Genomic DNA, 22474 nt, shown 5'->3' with positions numbered 1-22474 from the left:
GCCGCCGGTCCGGGAGGCGGGGGAGCGGGGGGCTCGGCCCAGAACCGCGGGCGTGCGAAGGACGGAGCGGCGGGCGCCGCGCCGGAGGCGGCGGGAGCGGTGAGGTCGGCGGTGAGGTCGGTGGGGAGGCGGGCGATCGTCTCCAGGGCGCGGTCGGTGGCGCCGGTCAGCTCGGCCTGGATCTCGGCGATGCTCCGGCCGTCCGCCTGGCGGCGTTTGACGGCGATGAGCTGGAGCAGGTGCCGCCTGCCGTACAGGGCGACGCGTCCCCGGCGGGCCAGGGGCGGGTCCAGCAGGCCGATCGTGGCGTACCACCGGACGAGACGCTCGTTGGGCACGTCGCGGACCCGGCCGTTGGACCGCTCCGCCGGGCCGAGCGCCTGGGAGGCCCGCTCCACCAGTTCGCCGATCGTCCATTCCATGGACCCACAATGACACTGTAACTATGACAGTGTCAATATCGGTTCCCCGCCGGGACGATGTCAGCTTCCCGCCGGGACGCCCGCCTGGAACGTCCTGCGGTAGGCGCTGGGGGCGACGCCGAGCGAGGCCGCCATCTGCTGGCGCAGCGCGGCGCCGGTGCCGAAACCCGAGTGCCGGGCGACGCGGTCGATCGGCAGGTCGGTGGTCTCCAGCAGGTGGCGGGCCCGTTCGACGCGCTGCTGGGTGATCCACTTGCCGGGGCTCATGCCGTTCTCCTGGCGGAAGCGCCGCGTGAAGGTGCGCACGCTCATCCGCGCCCGCTCGGCCAGAACGCGCAGGTCGAGCTGCTCGTCCAGGTGCGCCAGCGCCCAGTCGCGCGCGGGGGCCGTGGAGGTGTCGGGCGTCGGCGGCACCGGCCGCTCGATGTACTGGGACTGGCCGCCCGAGCGCCACGGCGGCATCACGCAGCGGCGCGCGGTCCTGTTGCCGACCTCGCTGCCGTGGTCGCCGCGGACGACGTGCAGGCACAGATCCACGCCCGCGCCCACGCCCGCCGAGGTGAGGACGTCGCCGTCGTCGACGAACAGGACGTCCGGATCGAGGCCGACCCGGGGGAACAGCGTCCGGAACCGCCCGGCGTACCGCCAGTGCGTGGTGGCGGGCCTGCCGTCGAGCAGGCCGGCCGCGGCGAGCACGAACGCCCCGGTGCAGATCGACATGACGCGGGCGGTACGGGCGGCCTCGGCCAAGGCCTCCCCGACCTCCGGGTCGATCGTCCCCCGCAGTATCACCTCGTTGGGGGCGTGCACCCCCGGCACGACCACGGTGTCGGCCCGGGCCAGCTGCTCCAGCCCGTACTCGGTCATGATCTGGAACCCCGCCGAGGAGCGCACCGGCCGCGCGCCCGGGGCGCAGACCCGCACCCGGTAGAGGGAATGCTCCTGACCGTCCCGTGCCGCGGAGAAGACCTGCGTCGCGGTGCCGAGGTCGAAGGGCACGACCTCGTCGAGTGCGAGGACGGCGATGCGGTGACGTCTCATGGCCGGATCCTTTCATGTGATGGCTTTCCGGCCGCTAGCCGGAAAGCTGCCCGATGCGCGACGTTTGTCGGCATGAGACGGAACGGAGCACGTCCCGGGCTGCACTGGGCGTGGGTGGTGGCCGCGGTGACGTTCGTGGCGCTGGTCGGGGCGGCCGGCTTCCGGGCGACCCCCGGCGCGCTGATCGACCCTCTGCAGCGGGAGTTCGGCTGGACGAGGGGCACGATCTCGCTCGCCGTCTCGGTCAACCTGCTCCTGTACGGGCTCACGGCGCCGTTCGCCGCGGCCCTGATGGAGCGGTTCGGCATCCGCCGGATCGTCGCCTCCGCCCTGATGCTCGTGACGCTCGGCAGCGGTCTGACGGTGTTCATGACGACCGGGTGGCAGCTCGTGCTCCTGTGGGGCGTGCTGGTCGGGCTCGGCACCGGCTCGATGGCGCTGGCGCTCGTCGCGACGGTCACCGGGCGGTGGTTCGTCCGCCACCGGGGCCTGGTGACCGGGGTCCTCACCGCGGGCGGCGCGACCGGGCAGCTGGTGTTCCTGCCGGCGGTGGCGGCGCTGTCGGAGTCCCACGGCTGGCGGGCCGCCTCGCTGGTGACCGCGGGGGCCGCGCTGGCCGTCGTCCCCCTGGTCCTGCTGATGCTCAGGGAGCATCCCGCCGACGTCGGCCTGCGCCCGTACGGCGAGCCGGAACCCGCCGCGGAGGCCCCGGCGCCCGCCGTTCCGGCCTCCCCGGAGGCTCCCGCGTCGGCCTCCCCGGCGGCCTCCGCACCCGCCTCCCCGGAGGTTCTCGTGCCGGCCTCCCCCTCCCCGGAGGCTCCCGCGGCGGTCGTCTCCCCGGAGGTTCCCGCACGGGTCCCCGCGCAGCCGGCGGGCGCCGCCCGGCGGGCGCTCGGCGCGCTGGCGGACGCGGCCAGGACCAGGACGTTCTGGTTCCTGGCGGGCGGGTTCGCGATCTGCGGCGCGACGACCAACGGGCTCGTCGGCACGCACTTCATCCCGGCGGCGCACGACCACGGCATGCCCGTGACCGCGGCCGCCGGCCTGCTGGCGCTGGTCGGGATCTTCGACATCGCGGGCACCGTGCTGTCCGGCTGGCTCACCGACCGGGTCGACTCGCGGATCCTGCTGGCGGTCTACTACGCGCTGCGCGGAGCCTCCCTGCTGGTGCTTCCGCAGCTCTTCGCGGCGTCCGCGCACCCGAGCATGCTGGTGTTCATCATCTTCTACGGCCTGGACTGGGTGGCCACCGTCCCGCCGACGGTCGCCCTGTGCCGCCAGCACTTCGGCGCCGCGGGACCGGTGGTGTTCGGCTGGGTCTTCGCCTCGCACCAGATCGGCGCGGCCTTCGCCGCGACCGCGGCGGGACTGGTCCGGGACCATCTGGGCGACTACGCCCTGGCCTGGTACGGGGCCGGGGCGCTGAGCGTCTCCGCCGCCGTGCTGTCGATCCTCGTCGGCAGGGTGCGGGCTCGCGGGAGCGGGACGGGGGAGAACGGGGGCCGTCTCGTGCTGGAGGGAGCCGGCCGCTGACCCCCGGGCCTCCCGGCACGGCGTGGATCGCCGCCGGCTCGTCCATGAATTGACAGATTAATTTTTCTATTGTCTCATGACGGTATGGCCGCGACCGAGATGAGCCTCATGGATGAGCCCGACCGCCTGCGGGTGGCGCTCACCCCGATCCGCAGGCGGTTGCTGGCCCGGCTGCGCGAGCCCGCCTCCGCCGTCCAGCTCGCCGCCGAGCTGGGCCTGCCCCGCCAGCGGGTGAACTACCACGTCAAGGCGCTGGAGCAGGCCGGGCTGATCGAGATGGTGGAGGAACGCCCGAGGCGCGGTTTCACCGAGCGGGTGATGCGCGCCACCGCCAACGCCTTCCTCGTCGACCCGGGCGTGCTCACCTCGGACGGCGAGACCGCAGGAGCCGCTGGGACGGCAGGGGCGACGGGGGCCGCTCAGGAGGACGGCGAGACCGCCCGGGTGGACGACGGCTTCCGACGCATCGCCGACCGGTACGCCGCCGAGCACCTCGTCGAGGTGGCCGCCGGCACCGTGCGCGAGGTCACCCGCATGGCGGCCGCCGCCGACCGCAGAGGCGTCCGGCTGCTCACGTTCACGCTCGAGACCGAGGTGCGGTTCGACGCCCCGGACGACGTGCACCGCTTCACCGACGAGCTCGCCGAGGCGGTCGCGCGGGTCGCGGCCCGGTTCGACACACCCGGCGGGCGGTCCTACCGCCTCGTCGCCGGGGGACATCCCACCCCACGCCAAGGAGCCGAAGATGACAGATGAGCCGTTCTTCGTCGAGGTTGTGATCTCCGCCCCCGTCGGGGAGGTGTGGGAGGCCCTGCGAGACACCGAGCAGATCCGCCGCTGGCACGGATGGCACTGTGACGAGCTCGACAAGGAGATCGAGGTCATCTACCACCAGAACGTCGTCGAGTCCGCCGCCGAATACCGGCTGGACGTCCAGGGCGGCGACCGCTTCGAGCTGACCGACCTCGGCGACCGGACCCGGCTCCGGCTGACCCGCGCCCCGCTCGGCGGCAACCCGGAGTGGGACGCCTACTACGACGACATCAGCGAGGGCTGGACCACCTTCGTCCACCAGCTCAGGTTCGCCCTGGAACGGCATCGGGGGGCCGACCGGCGGACCGTGTACCTGTCCGGCGCGGGGAGCGAGCCGGTGCTCCGGACGGCCGGGCTCGCGGCCGCGGCCGGGTCGGCCCCCGGGAGCCCGTACGAGCTGGACGGTCCCACCGGGGAGAGGCTGCGCGGCGAGGTGTGGTTCCGCTCGGCCAACCAGCTCGGCCTCACCGTGGCCGGCTGGGGCGACGGCCTGCTGGTCGCGGGCCGGACCCCGGCCTCGCCCGCCAACCCGGAGGGCGGCGCCATGATGGTGCTCACCGCCTACGGTCTGGACGACGACGCGTTCGCCGCGCTGGAGTCGCGCTGGACGACGTGGTGGGCGCGGCACCACCCGGCCGGGGCCGCCGGCTGAGGGCGGCCGGTCCCGCGGGCCGCGCCCCCGCGGGAGCGGCCTACGCCGGCAGGTACCCCTCGCCGTGGGGCGCCTGCCGGGCGTATCTCTCGTAGTCGTGATCGAAGTTCGGGCAGCGGCAGTAGCCGTGCCGGACGATCATGAATGCCCGTATGGCCGTGTAACCCCCCGCGTCGATGGCCGGGAGGACGCCCGAGCAGACGGTGCACCGGCCGGTGTCGCCCGGCGGGCGCACCGGCGCGGCGGGGGCGGCCGGTGCGTTCTGCCCGGCGCCGTCGCGGGCGGTCGGGCAGGATCCTCCCACGATCCGGGCCCGGACGCCTGTATCGAGAGAGGTCGTCATGCTCCGAGCGGAGCTCGTGCTCTCCATGGCGAGAATCGTAGGGTAATCAGCCGGTCGCATTCGGTTGTTACGGGTGCTGTTGCGTTGGAAATATGTTCTGCGGCCCGCCTCGATCGCACGGCCCGGGCCTTCCGGCGGGTCGGAGGGCGCCGAGAAGAGCGGTGTCGATTCTCGCGTCGATTCTCGTAAAGGGCTTGCCGCGAGGTTTCCGAAAAGTTTGAGTCGGAGAAGCAGTCCTGTTCATATGGATTTGATCGACTTGCCGCCCATCGTGAAGGCAACGAGGAGGCGTCGTGCATCGCCGTACGTTGTTGCGCACCGGAGGGGTGACCGCCGGCGCGGCGTTCGCCGGATCGCTCTGGCAGGAGGCCGCGTGCGCCGCCGCCCCCGGTTCCGTCTACGCCGCCCCTCGCAGGGCGGCGAGCCCGTACGGCCCGCCGGGCGCGCCCGACGCCAACGGCGTCGCCCTGCCGGCCGGGTTCACCAGCAGGATCGTCGCCCGCACCGGCCGCAGGGTCGGCGGGATGCTCTGGCACGCCGCGCCGGACGGCGGCGCGTGCTTCCCCGACGGCGACGGCTGGATCTACGTGTCCAACTCCGAGATCCCGCTGCTCGGCGGGGCCTCGGCGATCAGGTTCGGCCCCGGCGGGGAGATCCGCGAGGCCTACCGCGTCCTGTCGGGCAGCAACCTCAACTGCGCGGGCGGGCGGACCCCGTGGAACACCTGGTTGTCGTGCGAGGAGATCCTGCGCGGGCGGGTCTTCGAGTGCGACCCGTACGGCGCGCGCGCCGCGATGCCCCGCCTGGCCATGGGCCGCTTCAAGCACGAGGCCGCCGCCTGCGACCCCGACCGGGAGGTCGTCTACCTGACCGAGGACGAGACCGACGGCTGCTTCTACCGGTTCCGGCCCGCCGAGTGGGGCGACCTGACCGCCGGGCGGCTGGAGGTGCTCTGCGCGACCTCCGACACCGGGCCGGTGACCTGGCAGCGGGTGCCCAACCCGGCGGCGCCGCTGATACCGACCCGGCACCAGGTGGGCGCCGCCAAGCACTTCTCCGGCGGGGAGGGCTGCCACTACGACGGCGGAGTGTGCTTCTTCACCACCAAGGGCGACAACCGGGTGTGGGCCTACGACGCCGAGAACGAGCGCCTGGGGATCGTCTACGACGCCGACTCCCCGCTGACCGGGGTGGACAACATCACCGGCACCCCCGCGGGCGACCTCTACGTGGCCGAGGACGGCGGGAACATGGAGATCAACCTGATCACCCCGGACCGCCTGGTCACGCCGTTCCTCCGGATCGACGGCCACCCCGAGTCCGAGATCACCGGCCCGGCCTTCTCCCCGGACGGCACCCGGCTGTACTTCTCCTCCCAGCGCGGCGCTCGCGGTGACGCCGCCGGGACCGCCGGCGTCACCTACGAGGTCACCGGCCCGTTCCGCCGCTGAGCGTCCCGGACGGCCCGGCCGGCGCGGCCTCCCGGACGACGCCGGACAGCCGTTCCCGCGGCTCCGCGAAGCGCGGGCCGGCTCGTGCTCAGCCCGGGACGTCCAGCCCGTGGCCGAGCGGGAACAGCGGGTCCGCGGTGTCGCCCGGCACGTCGGGGCGGCTGTTGCGGACCGCCTCCATCGACCGGGGCAGCTCGAACGGGAGCCGTCCCCCCGGCGCGGCGCGGCCGAAGACGACGTCGAGCACGGCGCGGTCGTCCGCGCCGTACTCGCCGACGAGCGCGGCGGCGCGCGCGGCGATCTCCGGGACGACCGCGGGCCGCTCCAGCCGGATCGCCACCACGGTGGGCACCGCCTCCAGCACGGCCAGGATCTCCTTGAGCCGCCCGTCGTCGAAGGCGAGCGATCCGGCGCGGAAGAACGTCTCGAAGAAGCCGCCGGTGCGCGGCTCGTGGGGGGTGGGCAGGCGGAGCAGCGCCACGTCGGCGCCGGCCGGGTCGGCCGCCGGCTCGGCGTACTCGGCGACCACCGCCGGGTCGACGCCCTCGGCGTACAGGCGCGGACGCCCGCGCAGCGGCAGCACGCCGTCGCCGGTCAGCACGGTCAGGGAGCGGCGCTGCGCGCTCTCGCCCAGGGCCCGGGACTCCGCGCTCCCCACGATCTCCTCGGCCCGGTCCGGGTCGACGAACCGGTGCTCGAACAGGCCGAGCCGGAACTTCTCGCGCAGCAGCCGCCGGACCGAGGCGTCGATCCGCTCCTCGCTCACCAGCCCGGCGCGCACCAGCTCGACGATCAGCTCCGGGCAGGCCTCGCCGCCGAACTGGTCAGCCCCCGCCTCGATCGCCTTGAGCGCGCGCTCGGCCGGGGTGAGGTGCTCCACGCCCCAGGCCTTGGCCTCCATGCGGTGGGGGCCGATGCGGGTGTCGTTGAGCAGCTGCCAGTCGGTGCAGACGATGCCGTCGAAGCCGAGCTCCTCGCGGAGCAGGCCGGTGATGATCTGCTTGTTGAAGCCGAAGCCCACCTCCTCGTAGGGGGTGCCGACCGGCACGCCGTAGTACGGCATGATCTGCGTGGCCCCGGCGGCGACGGCGGCCCGGAACGGCTCCAGGTGGTAGTCGAAGTTGCCGCCCGGGTAGACCTGCTCCTTGCCGTAGGCGAAGTGCGGGTCCTCGCCGTCCTTCTGCGGGCCGCCGCCGGGGAAGTGCTTGACCATGCAGGCCACGGCCTCCGCGCCGGGCCCCGGCCCGCGCATGCCCTCCAGGTAGGCCGTCACCAGGCGCGAGGTCAGCCCGGCGTCGGCGCCGAAGGTGCCGCTGATGCGCGACCACCGGGGCTCGGTGGCCAGGTCGATCTGCGGGTGCAGCGCGACCCGGATGCCCACCGCCAGGTACTCGCGGCGCACCACGTCGGCGTAGCGGCGCACCAGGTCCGCGTCGCCGATCGCGGCCAGGCCCGTGGCCTCCGGCCACCGGGAGAACGCCCCGGCGAGCATCGCCGTGCCGGGGTTGTCGGTGAAGGCGTGCCGGGGGTCGGTGGAGACGGTGACCGGGATGCCGAGCCGGGTCCCGGCCGCCATCTCCTGCAGGCGGTTGTGCCACAGCGCCATCTGCCGGGGGCCTGCGCCGCCCAGCAGGTTGAAGTGGCTCATCAGCCTGCCCCGCACCATCTCGGTGGTGGTCGCGCCGCCGGGCTGGGCGCCCGGCTCCTCGACCGGGGCGCCGTCGGCGTTCATGGCCAGCATGGTGTGGAACATCAGGCCGGCCTTCTCCTGGAGCGTCATCCGCTCCAGGAGGTCGGCGACCCGCTCCTCGACCGGCAGCGCCGGGTCCCGGTAGGGCTGCATTCTCTGGGTCCCCCTTGGTCTCGAGACGGTGGTCAGCGCACCGAGCGCGCGAGCTGGACGGCGAGCGCCCCGGCGACGCCGGTCACCGCGGCCGAGAAGATCACGTACGGCTTGCGCCGCCCGGACCGGTCGGACAGGACACCGCCGGGGGCGCGCACGCCCGTGCCGGCGTCCCCACGAACCTCGGTCATGGGTTCCTCCTCGGAAAAGCGGTGGGGGAAGCTCGCCGGGACGACGAGTGGGTCAACGGTACGTAAGAAACTTATTGCTTAGTAAGTTTTTAAGCAGTGATTCAAGTCACACTCCGTGCCCCCTGGCGATCACCCGATCCCAGGTCACGCCGCTCCCTCGGTCCCGCCCGGCGGGCTCCTCCGTCCGGCGCGGCCCGCCCTCCCGGCCGGGCCATAGGCTGTCGAGAGTGAGTCCTCGAACGCCTCCGCCGCCGTCCGCCCCCGCCTCCGGCCGTTCCGGCCGTGGCGCCCGCGGGGGCTACACGGTCGGCGACGCGCGCCGGCGGAGCATCATCGAGGTCGCGGTCAAGCACTTCGCCGACCGCGGCTACCACGCCGCCTCGATGGCCCGCATCGCCGAGGAGGTCGGCATCACCCAGCCGGGGGTGCTGCACCACTTCCGGACCAAGGAGCAGCTGATGCTCGCGGTCCTGGAGCACCGCGACGCGCTGGCCTCCGAGCGCGAGTTCGCCCGGCGGCCGCGATCGGCGGTCGAGGCGCTGCGCACGCTGGTGCGCCTGGTGGAGTTCAACGGCTCCCAGCCCGGCCTGCTGCGGATGTTCACCACGCTCGCGGGGGAGGCGGCCGACCCCGGCCACCCGGCCCACGCCTACTTCACCGGCCGCTACGCCCTGGTGCTCGGCCTGATCGAGGAGTCCCTGCGCGGGGGGTCCGAGAGCGGGGAACTGCGCGGCGGCATCGACCACGGCGCGCTGGCCAAGGAGATCGCCGCCGTCATGGACGGCCTGCAGATCCAGTGGTGCCTGCGGCCCGACTCTGTGGACATGACCGGGCAGTTCCGGCAGTACGCCGACCGGCTGATCCGGTCGATCACCCCGGACGGCCGCGGCCTCGACGAGGAGCCCCCCGCCCCCGCGCCGGATTCCCCGGCGCCCGCCGCGCTCTGGCGGGAGCAGGCCGGGACCGGCCGGAGCGCCGTGGAGGAGCGGGCGGGGAGCCGCCGGGCCGACATCCTGCTGGCGGCCCTGGAGGTCTTCGCCGAGCGGGGGTTCCGCGGCGCGCCGCTGGCGGCCGTGGCCGAGCGGGCGGGGCTGTCCCAGCAGGGGCTGCTGCACTACTTCCCGAGCAAGGAGCGCCTGCTCGTCGGGATGCTCGACCTGCGTGAGCGCATCGACTCGCTGCGCATCCTCGCCGAGGGCGGGACGTCGCCCCGGCTGGAGCACATCGTCCAGCTCGCCGAGTACAACGCCACCCGCCCGGGGGTGCTGCAGGCGTTCACCGTGCTGGCGGCCGAGAGCGTCACCGAGGGCCACCCGGCGCGCGCCTACTTCGTGGAGCGCTACGCCAGGGTGCGCGAGCTGGCCGGGGCGGCGCTCCGGGCGGAGCTGGGCGACACCCTGCCCGGCGGCCTGACGCCCGCCGAGGGCGCGGCCCTGCTGCTCGCCGTCCAGGACGGGGCGCAGCTGCAGTGGCTGCTGGACCCGGCGGCGGTCAGCCTTCCCGCGCTGGTGGAGGCCTTCGCCCGGTTGCTGGGGAAGCGGGAACGACCCCGCGCCGTCACCGGGCGTGATCCCGTGTCCCCGCCGCCACTCTGAATAACAAATATATAACGAGACCTACCGACCATTCGGTCTTATGGTTCATGCTCGCTCCGCGGCGAGCTCTCGCCGCGGACACTTCAGGAGCCCCCCATGAACCTCACCCGACGGCTGGCCGCCGTCCTCGCGGCCACGTCCTTCCTCGCGCCCGTCCTGCCCGCGACCGCCGCCGGAGCCGCGGCCGCGCCCCCGGCCGCCGCCGACGCCGGGGCGCGGCGGGCGCTGACCATCCTGCTGAGCAACGACGACGGCTACAACGCCCCCGGCATCAAGGCCGTCTTCGACAAGCTCACCGCCGCCGGGCACGACGTGACCATCGTCGCCCCCGCCGCCAACCAGAGCGGGGCGAGCGTCAAGCGCACCGTCGAAGACGGCCTCCAGGTCACCGCCCGGAAGGTCGCCGACAAGGTGTGGGCCGTCACCGGCACCCCCGGCGACTCGGTCCTGTTCGGCCTGGGCCACGTCTTCGCCGGCCGCAAGGTCGATCTCGTGGTCTCCGGCACCAACTTCGGGCAGAACATCGGCGCGATCACCAACAACTCGGGCACGGTCGGCGCGGCGATCACCGCGATCGACCTGGGCGTCCCCGCCATCGCGGTGAGCACCGAGTTCGACTTCGCGAACACGCAGAACACGATCGCCAACATGCCCGCCACCGCGGACTTCACCGTCAAGCTCGTGGAGCGGCTCCGGGACAGGGCCCGCGGCGGGCGGCTGCTGCCCGAGCACGCCGGGCTCAACGTCAACTACCCGACCCGCCCCGGTCTGGCCCCGCCGACCGGCGTCGCGCTCACGAGGCAGACCCGCAAGGAGCTGTTCACCCTCGGCTACCAGCCGGCCGGCCCGGACGCCTTCACCATGAAGGTCTCCTTCCGCCCGGACGCGACCGGCGAGGCGGGCAGCGACCTGTCCGCGCTCGCCGCGGGCAAGATCAGCATCACCCCCGTCGACGCCGACTGGACCGCCGACCCGGTCACCTACGCCGGGACGGCCGTGCTCCTGGCGGGCCTGCGCTGAGCCCTGCGCCGGCCCCCGCACGGGATCCCGCGCGGGGGCCGGCCCGGGCGGGACGGGAGGAGCGTCCCGCCCGCCCCGGCGGGGCTACAGGTCGCGGGCCCAGATCTGCTCGACGAAGCCCTCGCCCGGCTCCTCCTCGACCAGTTCGAAGCCCGCCGCCTGGTAGATCCGCCGGGCGCCGACCAGCACGTCCCTGGTCCACAACATGATCCGCCGGTAGCCCGCCTCCCGGGCGAAGCGCAGGCACTCGTCCACGAGCCGCCCGCCGATCCCCATGCCCCGGGCGGACGGCTCGACCAGGAGCATCCGGAGCTGGGCCGTCTCGTCGTCCCTGCGCACGCAGAAGATGCATCCGGCCCGCTCGCCGTCCACCTCCGCGATCCATCCGGCCTCGCGCCGGGGGTCGTGGTGGTCCACGTAGTCGGCCACGATTCTGGCCACCAGGGCCTCGAAGTCCATGCCCCAGCCGTACTCGGCGCTGTAGAGCGCGCCGTGCCGGTGCACCGCCCAGCCGAGGTCGCCCGGGCGGGGCGGCCGGATGACGTACGGCTCCCGCCTCGGGGCCCGGCCGAGGATCTCCCTGATCGTCGCCATACTCGCGACCAGCCGCCGCCGGTCCTCCTCGCCGACCCCGTCGAGCAGGCCGCGCACCTCCTCCGCCGAGCGCTCGTCGAGCGTTTTGAACGCGGTCCGGCCCGCGTCGGTGAGCGCGATCACCTGCCGCCGCGCGTCGGCGGCCGAGCGTTCGCGGGCCACCAGCCCGTCGGCCTCGAACCGGCCGAGGATCCGGCTGAGATATCCGGCGTCGAGCCCGAGCAGCCGCCGCAGCTCGCCGGCCCCCATCCGGTCGTGCCGGTCCAGCTCGAACAGCACCCTGACCTCCGTCAGGGAGTACGGCGTGTCGAGGATGCCCTGGCCGAGCACGCCGATGACGCCGGTGTAGAAGCGGTTGAAGGCGCGGATCTCCGCGACGTGGTCGTTGGCGCTCCCCTGCATGATTGACAGCATCAACTATTCAATTGACTGAGTCAACAATGTGGGATCGGAAAGAGGTCGTCCCCTACCTGCCGGTAGGCGATGTCACCGCGGAGGGACTGCGCTACCTTCGCAAACTGTCTGATAGTCCATGAGGGCGGGAGCATGATGATGAGCGTTGCCTATATCGGTGGATACACTCCGGACACCGGGGGATCCGGCACCGGCGTCATCGTGGCGGACCTGCAGAGCCTGGAGCGGCTGGGGGAGACCCCGGCCCCGGGACCGTCCTTCCTGGCCCTCCACCCCCGGCTCCCGGTGCTCTACGCGGTGGGGGAGAGCGAGCGGGGCACGGTGGAGGTCTTCTCCCGGGGTGCGGACGGCGTCCCGGCACCCCTGGCCCGGCGTTCCAGCGAGGGCTCGTCCCCCTGCCACCTGGCGGTGAATCCGGCCGGGACGCTGCTGGCCGTGGCCAACTACGGCGACGGCACGGTGAGCGTGCACGGGATCGACGGGGCGGGCCTGCTCACCGGTGTCCGGGCCTTCCCGCACCGCGAGGGCGCCCACGCCCACCAGGCGACCTTCGGCCCCGACGGCGTGCTGTACGTGACCGACCTGGGAACCGACGAGGTCCGCCGGTTCCTGGCGCCGGACGGGTCGCCGGAACACGTGTCCGAGCACCCGGACGGCCCGGTGCGGCTGGCCCCAGGAATGGGCCCCCGGCACCTGGCGTGGGCCGGGGACCACCGGGAGGGCCGCTGGTACGTGGCCGGGGAGCTGGACGGCACGGTCCGCGCCTACGACCCCGCCTGGCGGGAGGTCGCCGCCGTGGCGGCCAGCGGCGCGGAGGAGAAGAACCACCCCTCCCACCTGGAGGTGCACGGCGACCGCGTCTACGTCGGCAACCGGGGCCCGAACACGATCGGGGTGTTCTCGGGGCCGGATCTCACGAGGGTGGCCGAAGTGCCCTGCGGCGGCGACTGGCCGCGCCACTTCGCCGTCGCCGCCGGGCACATGTACGTCGCGAACCAGAACTCCGGCGGCGTGGCCGTACTCCCGCTGAAGGACGGGATCCCGCAGGAGGCCGTGCGGGTCCTCGCGGCCGGCACCCCCTCCTGCGTGCTCCCGCTGAACTGAGCGCGACCCGAGGGGGCCGGGGCGCTCAGGCCCAGGAGCGGGCCCGCTCGACGGCCTTGAGCCAGCGGGCGTAGGCGGCGCCGTCCCGGCCGGAGGGCTCGAAGCGCCGGTCCAGGTTCCAGGTCGTGCGCAGCTCCTCGGCCGAGGACCACAGGCCGGTGCCGAGCCCGGCGAGGAAGGCCGCGCCCAGCGCGGTGGTCTCCTGGATCGCCGGGCGCTCGACCGGGACGCCCAGCTGGTCGGCCTGGATCTGCATGAGCAGGTCGTTGCCGCTCGCGCCGCCGTCGGCCTTCAGCGTGGGCACCTTCAGGCCCGCCGCGCCCGTCATGACCTCCACCACGTCCCGCACCTCGAAGGCGATCGCCTCCAGGGTCGCGCGGGCCAGGTGTCCCCGGGTGGTGCCCCGGGTGACGCCGAGGATGGCGCCCCGGGCGTCGGGGTCCCAGTGCGGCGCGCCCAGGCCGGTCAGCGCGGGCACGAACACCACGCCCCCGCTGTCGGGGACCGTGCGCGCCAGCGTCTCGGACTCGGGCGCGGTCTCGATCAGCCCGAGCCCGTCGCGGAGCCACTGCACGGCGGCCCCGGTGACGAAGATCGCCCCTTCCAGGGCGTAGGTGATCTCGCCCGACGGGGTCTGCCAGGCCACCGTGGTCAGCAGCCCGGCGTCCGACCTGACGATCTCGCTCCCGGTGTTGATCAGGAGGAACGACCCCGTCCCGTAGGTGCACTTCACGTCGCCGGGGGCGAAGCAGGTCTGGCCGAACAGCGCGGCCTGCTGGTCCCCGGCCAGGCCGCTGATCGGCAGGGAGAGGCCGAGGAAGGCGGCGGGATCCGTCCGGCCGACGTCCCCGTAGTTCGGCACGATCTCCGGCAGCGCGTCCGTCGGGACGCCGAACAGCTCGCACAGCTCCGCCGACCAGCCGCCCGCCGTCAGGTCGTACAGGAGGGTGCGGGAGGCGTTGGAGGGGTCGGTGACGTGCCGGGCGCCGCCGGTCAGCCGGGCCACCAGGTAGGAGTCGACGGTGCCGACGACCGCCCGCCCCCCGGTCACCCGCTCCCAGACGCCGGGGTCGTGCCGGGCCATCCAGGCGAACTTGCTCCCGGTGAAGTAGGGGTCGAGCCGGAGCCCGGTCAGCTCGGCGACGCGGGGCTCGTGCCCGGCCTCGCGCAGCGAGGCGCAGATCCCGGCGGTGCGGCGGTCCTGCCAGACGATCGCCGGGCGGGGCGCGGCGAGCGTGGCGGCGTCCCAGACCACGGCGGTCTCGCGCTGGTTGGTGAGGCCCAGGCAGGAGGGGGCCGCGCTCGCGCCCTCCAGCGCGGTACGGCAGGCGGCCAGCGTGGCCTGCCAGATCTCCTCGGGATCGTGTTCGACCCAGCCGGGTTCGGGGAAGTACTGCGTGAACTCCCGGTATCCCCGGGCGTCGATCCGGCCGTCCTCGGTCACGACGAGCGCGGTGACCCCGGTCGTCCCGGCGTCGATCGCGAGAACCGACATGCGCACTCCTGTTCATTTGGTCTAGACCATTGGCCCGCTGTGGAGGCAGAATGCCTTGCGTCGGCGGTGTAATCCGCCGCCGGTCGCACCACCCCACATAGTCTGGCCGTCTCGCCTCGGAACCACCACCGGAGGATGCCATGCGTATTGGAGTGCTAACCGGGGGCGGCGACTGCCCCGGTCTCAATGCCGTTATCCGTGCCGCAGTCCGAAAGGGCGTGGGCGTCTACGGGCACGAGTTCGTCGGGTTCCGCGACGGCTGGCGGGGACCGCTGGAGGGCGAGACCATGCCGCTGGACATCCAGGCCGTGCGGGGCATCCTGCCGCGCGGCGGGACCATCCTCGGCTCGTCCCGCACCAACCCGATGAAGATCGAGGGCGGCGTCGAGAAGATCAAGGACAACCTCGCGGCGATGGGCGTCGACGCCCTGATCGCGATCGGCGGCGAGGACACCCTCGGCGTGGCCAAGCAGCTCTTCGACCGCGGGGTGAGCGTCGTCGGCGTCCCCAAGACGATCGACAACGACCTCAACGCCACCGACTACACCTTCGGCTTCGACACCGCCGTCAACATCGCCATGGAGGCCATCGACCGGCTCCACACCACCGCCGAGTCGCACCACCGCGCGCTGATCTGCGAGGTCATGGGCCGCCACGCGGGCTGGATCGCGCTGCACGCGGGCATGGCGGCGGGCGCCAACGTCATCCTCATCCCGGAGAAGCCGTTCGACATCGACCGGGTCTGCGCCTACGTCGAGTCCCGCTTCAAGACGCGCTACGCGCCGATCATCGTGGTCGCCGAGGGCGCCCACCCGATCGAGGGCCAGATGACCCTGCAGGACGGCGAGCTCGACGCCTTCGGCCACGTCAAGCTGGGCGGCATCGGCGAGATGCTCGCCAAGGAGATCGAGAAGCGGACCGGCAAGGAGGCCCGCACCACCGTGCTCGGGCACATCCAGCGCGGCGGCACGCCCACGGCCTTCGACCGGGTGCTGGCCACCCGCTTCGGCCTGCGGGCCATCGACGCGGTGCACGACGGCGAGTTCGGCGCGATGGTCGCCCTGCGCGGCACCGACATCGTCACCGTCGGCCTGGACGAGGCGACCAAGGAGCTGAAGACCGTGCCGGTCAGCCGCTACGCGGAGGCCGAGGTCTTCTTCGGCTGAGGTCTTCCCCGGCCGAGGTCTTCCCCGGCCGGTCGTCACCCGCGATCCGGCCGGTCGCTCCCGGACCGTCCGGTCGTCCCGCCCGCCGGTCCGGTGACGGGACCGGGATGGGCCGGGGCCTCCTCGTGAGCGGCCCCGGCCCCTTCACCGGCGCTGTAAGCGCTTTGCAAGCGGGCCGTCCTACGGTCGGGTACGCGGATGGGCGACCGTCCGTGTACTCCCTCCGGTACGGCTTGCGCCTCGACCACGCGGCCCACGGCGGCGCAAGCCGTACGTCATCGCTCGGTGGCGTCGAACAGGGAAGAACGCCGCGGCTCCGCGTCCGGGGCGACCGGCTGGGCCGCCGGGACGGCGGTGAAGGACCCGGTCTGCTGCCCCTCCAGCCGGGCCATCAGCTCGGCGTCGGCCTGCATCTCCTTCTCCGAGGGGGCCAGGATGGCGGCCAGCAGCATGCCCAGGGTGAGCAGGCTGACCAGGACCAGGATGGGCAGGAGGAAGTCGATGCCCCGCGCTCCCTCGACCGGGAGCAGGGAGCCCGTCGGCCGCACGTCCATGGCGAACATGCCGGTGTAGTGCATGCCGCAGACCGCGACGCCCATGATCAGGGCGGCGCCGCCGGTGGCGAGCACGCCGCGCACCCGCAGGGTGAACCAGAGCGCCACCGTGGAGGCGACGACCGCGATCATCACCGACGCGCCGACGATCGCCGGGTCGTAGGAGACGTGCGCCGACATGTTCATCGAGGCCATGCCGAGGTAGTGCATGCCGGCCACGCCCAGGCCGGTGAGCAGGCCGCCGCCGAGGAGCGGACCGGTCTTCAGCCCGCCGTAGGAGACCAGGAAGAGCCCCATCCCGACCACGACGACCGCCAGGATCGCCGAGCAGGCCGTGAGGAGCACGTCGTAGCGGATCTGCGCGCCGGTGACGGAGAAGCCCATCATGGCGATGAAGTGCATCACCCAGATGCCGGTGCCGCCGATGGAGAGCGCGCCGCCGATCAGCCAGCGCGCCCGCGCGGAGTTCTCGGCCGCCCGCGCCTTGGCGGTGAGCATGAGGCCGAGCATGCAGCCCACGCTCGACATGAGGTAGGCCAGTGCGGGGGTGAGCAGGCCCGTGGAGAAGTGGTCGACGTGAGACATGTTCCAGTTCTTTGTGAGAGGGGAATCGAGGAATTATTGCAGCTGAGGAGGGGTGGGGTAGCCGGTAGGGTCGAGATGTGACCGGAATGGACACCCCGTTCTGGCGGACCGTGGCGGTGTTCCGCGTCGCGTCCCTCGTGTACGCCGCGGCCCTGCTCGTCCGCGCCGGGGGATACGCCGACCCGGCTGTGGGCTGGCTGGTGATCGGGGTCATGGCGCTGTGGACCGCCGCGACGATCTTCGCCTACTCCGTCGAGGAGTTCCGGGGCCGGCCGCTGCTGGCCGCCGACATGCTCGTGACCCTCGGCTGCCTGCTCGCCACCCCCGCGGTGCAGGGCGTCTACCAGGAGGACAGCCTCCCGGTCACCGGCACCTGGATGGGCGGCGCGGTGCTGGCCTGGGGCGTGTACGGCGGGCGCCGGGCGGGGGCGGCGGCCGCCGCGGTCGTGTCCCTGGGCGACCTGTGGACGCGTGGCGCGGGCGGCATGGAATTCGAGAAGCTGCCGATCAACGGGACCGTCCTGCTGTTCCTCGCGGGCGTGCTGGTCGGGCACGTCGCCCGGCTGTCCAGGAAGGCCGAGGCGCGCATGCAGGAGGCGGTCGAGCTGGAGGCCGCGGGCCGGGAGCGGGAGCGGCTCGCCCGGGGCATCCACGATTCTGTGCTCCAGGTGCTGGCGCTGGTGCAGCGGCGCGGGCAGGAGATCGGCGGGGAGGCGGCCGAGCTGGGCAGGCTCGCGGGCGAGCAGGAGGCCGCCCTGCGCGAGCTGGTCAGGCTCCGCCCCGAGCCGCCCCCGGCGGGCGCGGCGGACCTGCGCACCCTGCTGCAGGGGTACGGCTCCGGCTCGGTGACCGTCTCGGTCCCGGCGACCCCGCTGACGCTGCCCGCCGCGACCGCCAGGGAGCTGGCCGCCGCGGTCGGCGCGGCCCTGGACAACGTGGCACGGCACTGCGGGCCCCAGGCCCCCGCGTGGGTGTTCGCCGAGAGCGACGGCGGCGTGGTCACCGTGACCGTCCGGGACGAGGGGCCGGGCATCCCCGAGGGCCGCCTGGAGCAGGCGGCGGCCGACGGGCGGCTCGGCGTCGCCCAGTCGATCCGGGGCCGGGTGGAGGACCTGGGCGGGACGGTCGCCGTGATCTCCGCTCCGGGCCGCGGCACCGAGATCGAGATGTCCGTCCCGGCCCCCGCCTAGGCTGAGTGGATGCGCGTGATGGTGGTGGACGACCACCCGATGTGGCGGGACGGGGTGGCCAGGGATCTCGCCGAGGCCGGATACGAGGTGGTGGCCTCGGTCGGGGAGGGACGTCAGGCGGTCCGGGTGGCCGCGGCGGCCCGGCCCGAGCTGGTGGTGCTGGACCTGCAGCTGCCCGACCTGTCCGGGGTGGAGGTGGCCAGGAGGCTGGCGGCGGCGGACCCGCCGCCCCGGGTGCTGGTGCTGTCGGCGAGCGGGGAGCAGGACGACGTGCTGGAGGCGGTCAAGGCTGGCGCGTCCGGATATCTACTGAAATCGGCGAGCAAGGAGGACTTCCTGGAGGCCGTCCGCCGTACCGCCGAGGGTGACGCGGTGTTCACCCCGGGCCTGGCCGGCCTCGTCCTGGGGGAGTACCGCCGGCTGGCCGCCCAGCCCGCCCCGGCCGCGGGGCCGCGCCTGACCGAGCGGGAGACCGAGGTGCTCCGCCTGGTCGCCAAGGGCCTGTCCTACCGGCAGATCGCCGAGCGGCTGGTGCTGTCGCACCGGACGGTCCAGAACCACGTCCAGAACACGTTGAACAAACTCCAGCTCCACAACCGCGTCGAGCTCGTGCGCTACGCCATCGAGCAGGGTCTCGACGAGTCCTGACACCGCTCCGCGCGATGCGGCGGGCCGGAGGGTGTCGGGAGGGGCGCGCGGCGGGACTAAAGTGGCCGGGGCGTGGCGTTGCCTGGAGGCGGTTCCACGCGAAACTGGCGACAGCCGCCCCCACCCCGTCTCCCGCTGCTTCACCGGAGGTTCCGTCATGACCGTGTCCGCACTGGGCGAGCCCTGCGTTCTGCTCAAGCTGGGCGAGGTCGTTCTCAAGGGCAGGAACCGTGAGATGTTCGAGCGGCGGTTGCAGGCCAACATCCGGGCCGCGCTGAAGGAGACCGGCCTCAAGGTGGACCTGCGGCAGCGCCACGGCGTCATCGCGATCTTCCTTCCCGAGGGGACGAGCGTCGAGACCGCCGACGCGGTCGCCGAGCGGATCACCTACGTCCCCGGCCTGGTCTGGATCCACCGGGCCTGGCGGGTGGCCAAGACCCCGGAGGCCGTGACCAGGGCCGCCGTCGAGCTGCTCGCCGGCCGCGACGACGTCAGGCGCGGCGTCTCCTTCGCGGTGCGGTCGCGCCGCCGCGACAAGCGCTTCCCGCTGACGTCGATGCAGCTCGACCGCGCGGTCGGCGGCGAGCTCAACGAGATCTACGGCCTGCCGGTGAACTTGAAGAACCCCGAGCTGGTCGTCTCCATCGAGGTGGACCGCGACGAGGTCTTCGTCTACACCGGGGGCCTGCCCGGCCAGGGCGGCCTGCCGGTCGGCATCAGCGGCCGGGGGCTGGTCCTGATGTCCGGCGGCATCGACTCGCCGGTGGCGGCCTACCGGATGATGCGCCGCGGCCTGCGGGTGGACTTCCTGCACTTCTCCGGCATCCCGTTCACCACCTCGGAGTCCATCTACAAGGCCTACGCGCTGGTCCGGGCCCTGGACAAGTTCCAGGGCGGGTCCCGCCTGTGGGTGGTCCCCTTCGGCAAGGCCCAGCAGTCCATCAAGGCCTCCGGCCAGGACCGCCTGGCGGTCATCGCCCAGCGCCGCCTGATGCTGAAGACCGCCGAGGAGGTCGCCCACCGCATCCGTGCCGGGGCTCTGATCACCGGCGACTCCCTGGGGCAGGTCTCCTCCCAGACCCTGCAGAACATCACCGCCCAGGACGACGCGGTGGACCTGCCGATCCTGCGCCCGCTCATCGGCCTCGACAAGACCGAGATCATGGCCACCGCCCGCGCGATCGGCACCCTGGCGATCTCCGAGCTCCCCGACGAGGACTGCTGCACCCTGCTGGCCCCCCGCCGCGCGGAGACCGCCGCGAAGATCGCCGATCTGAAGCAGATCGAGAAGCGCCTCGACGCCGAGGAGCTCGCCGTCCAGCTCGCCGACTCCCTGCAGGAGTACAAGCTGGAGGGCTGAGCGGCGCCGTGACGGACGTCACGGCGCGGTCCGGGGACCGGGATCCGCGTCCTCTCCACCGCCCGGCCGCCGCGCCGGAACATCACTGGCGTGGCCGACGCGGCGCAGGCGATCGCCCAGGCCCAGGAGGCCACCTCGTCGCCGGCCCGGCCTCCGCCGGGCCCGGGGTCAGCGGGTCTGCGACACGCGGTCCAGCAGGGCCGCCACGCGCTCGGGAAGCTCCTTGGGACTGAACGGCTTGGTCATGTAGTCGTCGACGCCGGCCGCGAACGCCTCCGTCACGTCGTCCTTCTCCGACTTGGCGGTGAGCATGAGCACCGCCACGTCCTGCCCGCCGGGCAGGGCGCGCATCCTGCTGCACACCTCGGGGCCCGTGAGTCCCGGCATCATCCAGTCCAGGATCACGAGGTCGGGCCGCTCCTCCGCCCACTTCTGCAGGGCCGCTTGCCCGTCGTCGGCTGTCCGTACCTGGTGCCCGGCCTTTTTCAGCAAAAAGCTGATCATGAACTGGATGTCGGAGTCATCCTCCACCACCAGAACGCTGGCCATCAGCCCACCCCCAGAAGTCCCCCTGGTTCCAGGAGTTCCCTGGTGTGAGGAATTCATTCCGCCCTATGGCTTTTTATGGATGATAAGGGCCAATATCCGGCACAGGGAACACAAGGTACGGTTCCACCGCCCCGAATCTCAGTCGACCTTGAAGGGGTCGTGCTCCGCCAGGAGCTTCTCCAGGCGGGCCTGGTCGACGCGGCTGGTGACCTCGGTGAGCTCCTGCCGGTCGCGGACGCACTTGGCCAGGGTGAAGGTCGAGGTGACGACGTACAGGACGCCGACGGCCAGGAAAGCGCGGACCCAGGTCTCGGCGGGGAGGTAGAGCAGGCCGATGCCGACGGCGGAGACGGAGACGGCGAAGGACAGGACCGACTGGATGTAGAAGGCGCCGGTGGTCTTGGGCTGGATCGCTTTGCTCATACGGCCAGGATCCCGGGCCGGTCCGGGGGTCGCATGAGCGCGGATACTCAGTTACTCGTGAGTACGGATTCTCGCGAGCCGCGGCCCGGTCGTGCACGCGGACCGGTCGTGCACGCGGCCCGGTTTTGCGGGACGCCCCGCTCGCGGGTACGGCCGGTGGCTTGTGGCGCCGGCCGTACCCGGAAGGTCACGGATGCTCGTGGCGGTGAACGCGGGGTCGGGCATGGGGCACGGTCAGACGGCGGCCAGGGCGTCGCCGGCCGCGCTCTTGCCGAGCAGCGCCGGGAACTCGCGCATCACCCGGGCCAGCTCGTCCAGGTCGCCGTCCACCAGGGCCTGGGGGCCGTCGCAGAGGGCCAGCTCGGGCCGGGGGTGCACGTCGATGATCACACCGTCGGCGCCGACGGCGATGGCGGCGCGGGTGAGCGGCAGGACCAGGTCGCGGCGGCCGCCGGAGTGGGACGGGTCGATGATGACCGGCAGGTGGGACAGGCGCTGGGCGACCGGCACGGCCGAGACGTCCAGGGTGTTGCGGGTGGCGGTCTCGAAGGTGCGGATGCCGCGCTCGCACAGCACGATGTCGAGGTTGCCGCGCTGGGCGATGTACTCGGCGGCCATCAGCCACTCCTCGATGGTGGCGTTCATGCCGCGCTTGAGCATGACGGGCTTGCCGATGCCGCCGACCGCCTGCAGCAGCGCGAAGTTCTGCGCGTTGCGGGTGCCGATCTGCAGCATGTCCGCGTAGGAGGCCACCAGCTCGACGTCGTGCGCGTCCACGACCTCGGTCACGATGGGCAGCCCGGTCTCGGCGCGCACCTCGGCGAGGATGCGCAGGCCCGCCTCGCCCAGGCCCTGGAAGGCGTAGGGGGAGGTGCGGGGCTTGTAGGCCCCGCCGCGCAGCAGGGTGGCGCCGGCGGCCGCGGCCATCCGCGCCGCCGCCAGGGTCTGCTCGGGCGTCTCCACCGCGCACGGCCCGGCGATCAGCGTCACCGTGTCCGGCCCGATCGGCACGCCGCCGACGCGGACCGTGGAACGCTCGGGGTGGTTGTCCCGGCTCACCAGCTTGTAGGGCGCGCTCACCCGCATCACATCGGCCACACCCGGCATGCCGCGCAGGTTCAGCGCGCTGAACTGATCGACGTCCCCGACCAGTCCGATGATCGTACGGCTCACGCCCCGGCTGACGAACGCGCTGCCGCCCGCCGCCGCGATGATCTCCACGATCGCGTCGACGTCGCCCTGGACGGCCTCGGGGGCCATGACGATGACCATGTCTCTCCTTAGAGGGTTGGGCAAACGAAAAGGCCCCGGGTCCGATATCCGGACCCGGGGCCTTTTCGTTCGCCAGGCTGTCAGCGCAGCATCTGGGGGCGAACGGTCCGACTCACGGGTCCGTCGCCATACCAAAACCAGAACGCAGTACGCATCGCGGGCAATAGTAGCGCACTCCTCTCCCTCGATCCGCCCTCACCTGACGACGAGGCCCGT

Annotated in this window: 22 protein-coding genes; 11 read left to right on the top strand and 11 right to left on the bottom strand. The window is 73.0% G+C overall.

Features of this window, described 5'->3' with window-relative positions; translation table 11 throughout:
* Both Plo01_RS03655 and Plo01_RS03650 read right to left on the bottom strand, forming a co-directional pair.
* On the bottom strand, window positions 1–422 hold a 422-nt coding region (locus Plo01_RS03655), incomplete at its 3' end, for a MerR family transcriptional regulator (protein ID WP_203889041.1).
* Window positions 423–482: 60 nt separating this feature from the next.
* Window positions 483–1463, bottom strand: a complete 981-nt coding sequence (locus Plo01_RS03650; protein WP_203889040.1) for a GlxA family transcriptional regulator — start codon at window positions 1461–1463, stop codon at window positions 483–485.
* A 72-nt stretch (window positions 1464–1535) separates the two neighbouring features.
* Between Plo01_RS03650 and Plo01_RS03645 the strand changes: the two genes are divergently transcribed.
* The 3 genes from Plo01_RS03645 (at window position 1536) to Plo01_RS03635 (ending at window position 4461) form a co-directional block, all read left to right on the top strand.
* Window positions 1536–2996 carry an MFS transporter gene (locus Plo01_RS03645; RefSeq protein WP_203889039.1) on the top strand — a complete coding sequence of 487 codons (1461 nt, stop codon included), beginning with the start codon at window positions 1536–1538 and terminating at the stop codon, window positions 2994–2996.
* An 84-nt stretch (window positions 2997–3080) separates the two neighbouring features.
* Window positions 3081–3752, top strand: a complete 672-nt coding sequence (locus Plo01_RS03640) for a transcriptional regulator (RefSeq protein ID WP_203889038.1) — start codon at window positions 3081–3083, stop codon at window positions 3750–3752.
* A complete protein-coding gene (locus Plo01_RS03635; protein ID WP_203889037.1) occupies window positions 3742–4461 on the top strand; it encodes an SRPBCC family protein in 720 nt (239 codons plus the stop codon). The genes Plo01_RS03640 and Plo01_RS03635 overlap by 11 nt, the downstream gene beginning before the upstream one ends.
* 40 nt (window positions 4462–4501) lie before the next feature.
* Here Plo01_RS03635 and Plo01_RS03630 read toward each other — a convergent pair whose 3' ends face one another.
* Window positions 4502–4804, bottom strand: a complete 303-nt coding sequence (locus tag Plo01_RS03630) for a hypothetical protein (protein WP_203889036.1) — start codon at window positions 4802–4804, stop codon at window positions 4502–4504.
* Window positions 4805–5097: 293 nt separating this feature from the next.
* Here Plo01_RS03630 and Plo01_RS03625 point away from each other — a divergent pair, with 293 nt between their 5' ends.
* Window positions 5098–6255 carry an alkaline phosphatase PhoX gene (locus Plo01_RS03625; protein WP_203889035.1) on the top strand — a complete coding sequence of 386 codons (1158 nt, stop codon included), beginning with the start codon at window positions 5098–5100 and terminating at the stop codon, window positions 6253–6255.
* A gap of 88 nt (window positions 6256–6343) precedes the next feature.
* On the opposite strand, the gene Plo01_RS03620 is transcribed toward Plo01_RS03625, so the two are convergent.
* Together Plo01_RS03620 and Plo01_RS03615 are read right to left on the bottom strand one after the other, a co-directional pair.
* Entirely contained in the window at window positions 6344–8098 is a 1755-nt protein-coding gene (locus Plo01_RS03620; RefSeq protein ID WP_203889034.1) for a glycoside hydrolase family 3 protein, read from the bottom strand.
* 32 nt (window positions 8099–8130) lie between these two features.
* The gene (locus tag Plo01_RS03615) at window positions 8131–8289 is read right to left on the bottom strand and encodes a hypothetical protein (RefSeq protein WP_203889033.1); all 159 of its coding nucleotides are present in this window, start codon (window positions 8287–8289) and stop codon (window positions 8131–8133) included.
* 227 nt (window positions 8290–8516) lie between these two features.
* Between Plo01_RS03615 and Plo01_RS03610 the strand changes: the two genes are divergently transcribed.
* A complete protein-coding gene (locus tag Plo01_RS03610; protein WP_203889032.1) occupies window positions 8517–9884 on the top strand; it encodes a TetR/AcrR family transcriptional regulator in 1368 nt (455 codons plus the stop codon).
* 96 nt (window positions 9885–9980) lie between these two features.
* Entirely contained in the window at window positions 9981–10904 is a 924-nt protein-coding gene (gene surE / locus Plo01_RS03605) for a 5'/3'-nucleotidase SurE (RefSeq protein WP_203889031.1), read from the top strand.
* Between the two features lie 84 nt (window positions 10905–10988).
* On the opposite strand, the gene Plo01_RS03600 is transcribed toward surE, so the two are convergent.
* Window positions 10989–11900, bottom strand: coding sequence for a bifunctional helix-turn-helix transcriptional regulator/GNAT family N-acetyltransferase (locus Plo01_RS03600; RefSeq protein ID WP_203889030.1), 912 nt, complete (start codon window positions 11898–11900; stop codon window positions 10989–10991).
* 150 nt (window positions 11901–12050) lie between these two features.
* Here Plo01_RS03600 and Plo01_RS03595 point away from each other — a divergent pair, with 150 nt between their 5' ends.
* On the top strand, window positions 12051–13016 hold the full coding sequence (locus tag Plo01_RS03595; protein ID WP_203889029.1) for a lactonase family protein: 966 nt from the start codon (window positions 12051–12053) through the stop codon (window positions 13014–13016).
* A gap of 25 nt (window positions 13017–13041) precedes the next feature.
* Here the strand turns inward: Plo01_RS03595 and glpK are convergent, their stop codons facing one another.
* Entirely contained in the window at window positions 13042–14511 is a 1470-nt protein-coding gene (gene glpK / locus Plo01_RS03590; protein ID WP_203889028.1) for a glycerol kinase GlpK, read from the bottom strand.
* 140 nt (window positions 14512–14651) lie between these two features.
* Here glpK and Plo01_RS03585 point away from each other — a divergent pair, with 140 nt between their 5' ends.
* Window positions 14652–15677, top strand: a complete 1026-nt coding sequence (locus Plo01_RS03585) for a 6-phosphofructokinase (protein ID WP_203889027.1) — start codon at window positions 14652–14654, stop codon at window positions 15675–15677.
* A gap of 275 nt (window positions 15678–15952) precedes the next feature.
* Here the strand turns inward: Plo01_RS03585 and Plo01_RS03580 are convergent, their stop codons facing one another.
* On the bottom strand, window positions 15953–16816 hold the full coding sequence (locus tag Plo01_RS03580) for an MHYT domain-containing protein (protein ID WP_203889026.1): 864 nt from the start codon (window positions 16814–16816) through the stop codon (window positions 15953–15955).
* 86 nt (window positions 16817–16902) lie between these two features.
* Between Plo01_RS03580 and macS the strand changes: the two genes are divergently transcribed.
* The 3 genes from macS (at window position 16903) to thiI (ending at window position 20014) form a co-directional block, all read left to right on the top strand.
* On the top strand, window positions 16903–18006 hold the full coding sequence (gene macS / locus Plo01_RS03575; RefSeq protein WP_203889043.1) for a MacS family sensor histidine kinase: 1104 nt from the start codon (window positions 16903–16905) through the stop codon (window positions 18004–18006).
* 18 nt (window positions 18007–18024) lie between these two features.
* On the top strand, window positions 18025–18654 hold the full coding sequence (locus Plo01_RS03570) for a response regulator (protein ID WP_203889042.1): 630 nt from the start codon (window positions 18025–18027) through the stop codon (window positions 18652–18654).
* A gap of 157 nt (window positions 18655–18811) precedes the next feature.
* On the top strand, window positions 18812–20014 hold the full coding sequence (gene thiI, locus Plo01_RS03565; protein ID WP_203889025.1) for a tRNA uracil 4-sulfurtransferase ThiI: 1203 nt from the start codon (window positions 18812–18814) through the stop codon (window positions 20012–20014).
* A 168-nt stretch (window positions 20015–20182) separates the two neighbouring features.
* On the opposite strand, the gene Plo01_RS03560 is transcribed toward thiI, so the two are convergent.
* From Plo01_RS03560 to aroF, 3 genes are all read right to left on the bottom strand, one after another.
* The gene (locus tag Plo01_RS03560; protein WP_203889024.1) at window positions 20183–20563 is read right to left on the bottom strand and encodes a response regulator transcription factor; all 381 of its coding nucleotides are present in this window, start codon (window positions 20561–20563) and stop codon (window positions 20183–20185) included.
* A 138-nt stretch (window positions 20564–20701) separates the two neighbouring features.
* Window positions 20702–20986 (bottom strand): YiaA/YiaB family inner membrane protein, encoded by a 285-nt coding sequence (locus tag Plo01_RS03555; RefSeq protein ID WP_203889023.1) that lies wholly within the window; start codon window positions 20984–20986, stop codon window positions 20702–20704.
* A gap of 234 nt (window positions 20987–21220) precedes the next feature.
* The gene (gene aroF, locus Plo01_RS03550; RefSeq protein ID WP_203889022.1) at window positions 21221–22258 is read right to left on the bottom strand and encodes a 3-deoxy-7-phosphoheptulonate synthase; all 1038 of its coding nucleotides are present in this window, start codon (window positions 22256–22258) and stop codon (window positions 21221–21223) included.
* Window positions 22259–22474: the final 216 nt, after the last annotated feature.

The organism is Planobispora longispora (assembly GCF_016863135.1).
Classification (GTDB): domain Bacteria; phylum Actinomycetota; class Actinomycetes; order Streptosporangiales; family Streptosporangiaceae; genus Planobispora; species Planobispora longispora.
Note: the sequence above shows the minus strand (reverse complement) of the source record. Positions and strands in the feature narration are given on the sequence as shown.

Coding starts and splice junctions, on each gene's coding strand:
- Plo01_RS03595 (WP_203889029.1), top strand. CDS start 12,051: ATGAGCGTTGCCTATATCGGTGGATACACTCCGGACACCGGGGGATCC.
- Plo01_RS03645 (WP_203889039.1), top strand. CDS start 1,536: ATGAGACGGAACGGAGCACGTCCCGGGCTGCACTGGGCGTGGGTGGTG.
- Plo01_RS03640 (WP_203889038.1), top strand. CDS start 3,081: ATGGCCGCGACCGAGATGAGCCTCATGGATGAGCCCGACCGCCTGCGG.
- Plo01_RS03630 (WP_203889036.1), bottom strand. CDS start 4,804: ATGACGACCTCTCTCGATACAGGCGTCCGGGCCCGGATCGTGGGAGGA.
- aroF (WP_203889022.1), bottom strand. CDS start 22,258: ATGGTCATCGTCATGGCCCCCGAGGCCGTCCAGGGCGACGTCGACGCG.
- thiI (WP_203889025.1), top strand. CDS start 18,812: ATGACCGTGTCCGCACTGGGCGAGCCCTGCGTTCTGCTCAAGCTGGGC.
- Plo01_RS03600 (WP_203889030.1), bottom strand. CDS start 11,900: ATGCAGGGGAGCGCCAACGACCACGTCGCGGAGATCCGCGCCTTCAAC.
- Plo01_RS03585 (WP_203889027.1), top strand. CDS start 14,652: ATGCGTATTGGAGTGCTAACCGGGGGCGGCGACTGCCCCGGTCTCAAT.
- glpK (WP_203889028.1), bottom strand. CDS start 14,511: ATGTCGGTTCTCGCGATCGACGCCGGGACGACCGGGGTCACCGCGCTC.
- Plo01_RS03615 (WP_203889033.1), bottom strand. CDS start 8,289: ATGACCGAGGTTCGTGGGGACGCCGGCACGGGCGTGCGCGCCCCCGGC.
- Plo01_RS03620 (WP_203889034.1), bottom strand. CDS start 8,098: ATGCAGCCCTACCGGGACCCGGCGCTGCCGGTCGAGGAGCGGGTCGCC.
- Plo01_RS03570 (WP_203889042.1), top strand. CDS start 18,025: ATGGTGGTGGACGACCACCCGATGTGGCGGGACGGGGTGGCCAGGGAT.
- Plo01_RS03650 (WP_203889040.1), bottom strand. CDS start 1,463: ATGAGACGTCACCGCATCGCCGTCCTCGCACTCGACGAGGTCGTGCCC.
- macS (WP_203889043.1), top strand. CDS start 16,903: ATGGACACCCCGTTCTGGCGGACCGTGGCGGTGTTCCGCGTCGCGTCC.
- surE (WP_203889031.1), top strand. CDS start 9,981: ATGAACCTCACCCGACGGCTGGCCGCCGTCCTCGCGGCCACGTCCTTC.
- Plo01_RS03580 (WP_203889026.1), bottom strand. CDS start 16,816: ATGTCTCACGTCGACCACTTCTCCACGGGCCTGCTCACCCCCGCACTG.
- Plo01_RS03560 (WP_203889024.1), bottom strand. CDS start 20,563: ATGGCCAGCGTTCTGGTGGTGGAGGATGACTCCGACATCCAGTTCATG.
- Plo01_RS03635 (WP_203889037.1), top strand. CDS start 3,742: ATGACAGATGAGCCGTTCTTCGTCGAGGTTGTGATCTCCGCCCCCGTC.
- Plo01_RS03555 (WP_203889023.1), bottom strand. CDS start 20,986: ATGAGCAAAGCGATCCAGCCCAAGACCACCGGCGCCTTCTACATCCAG.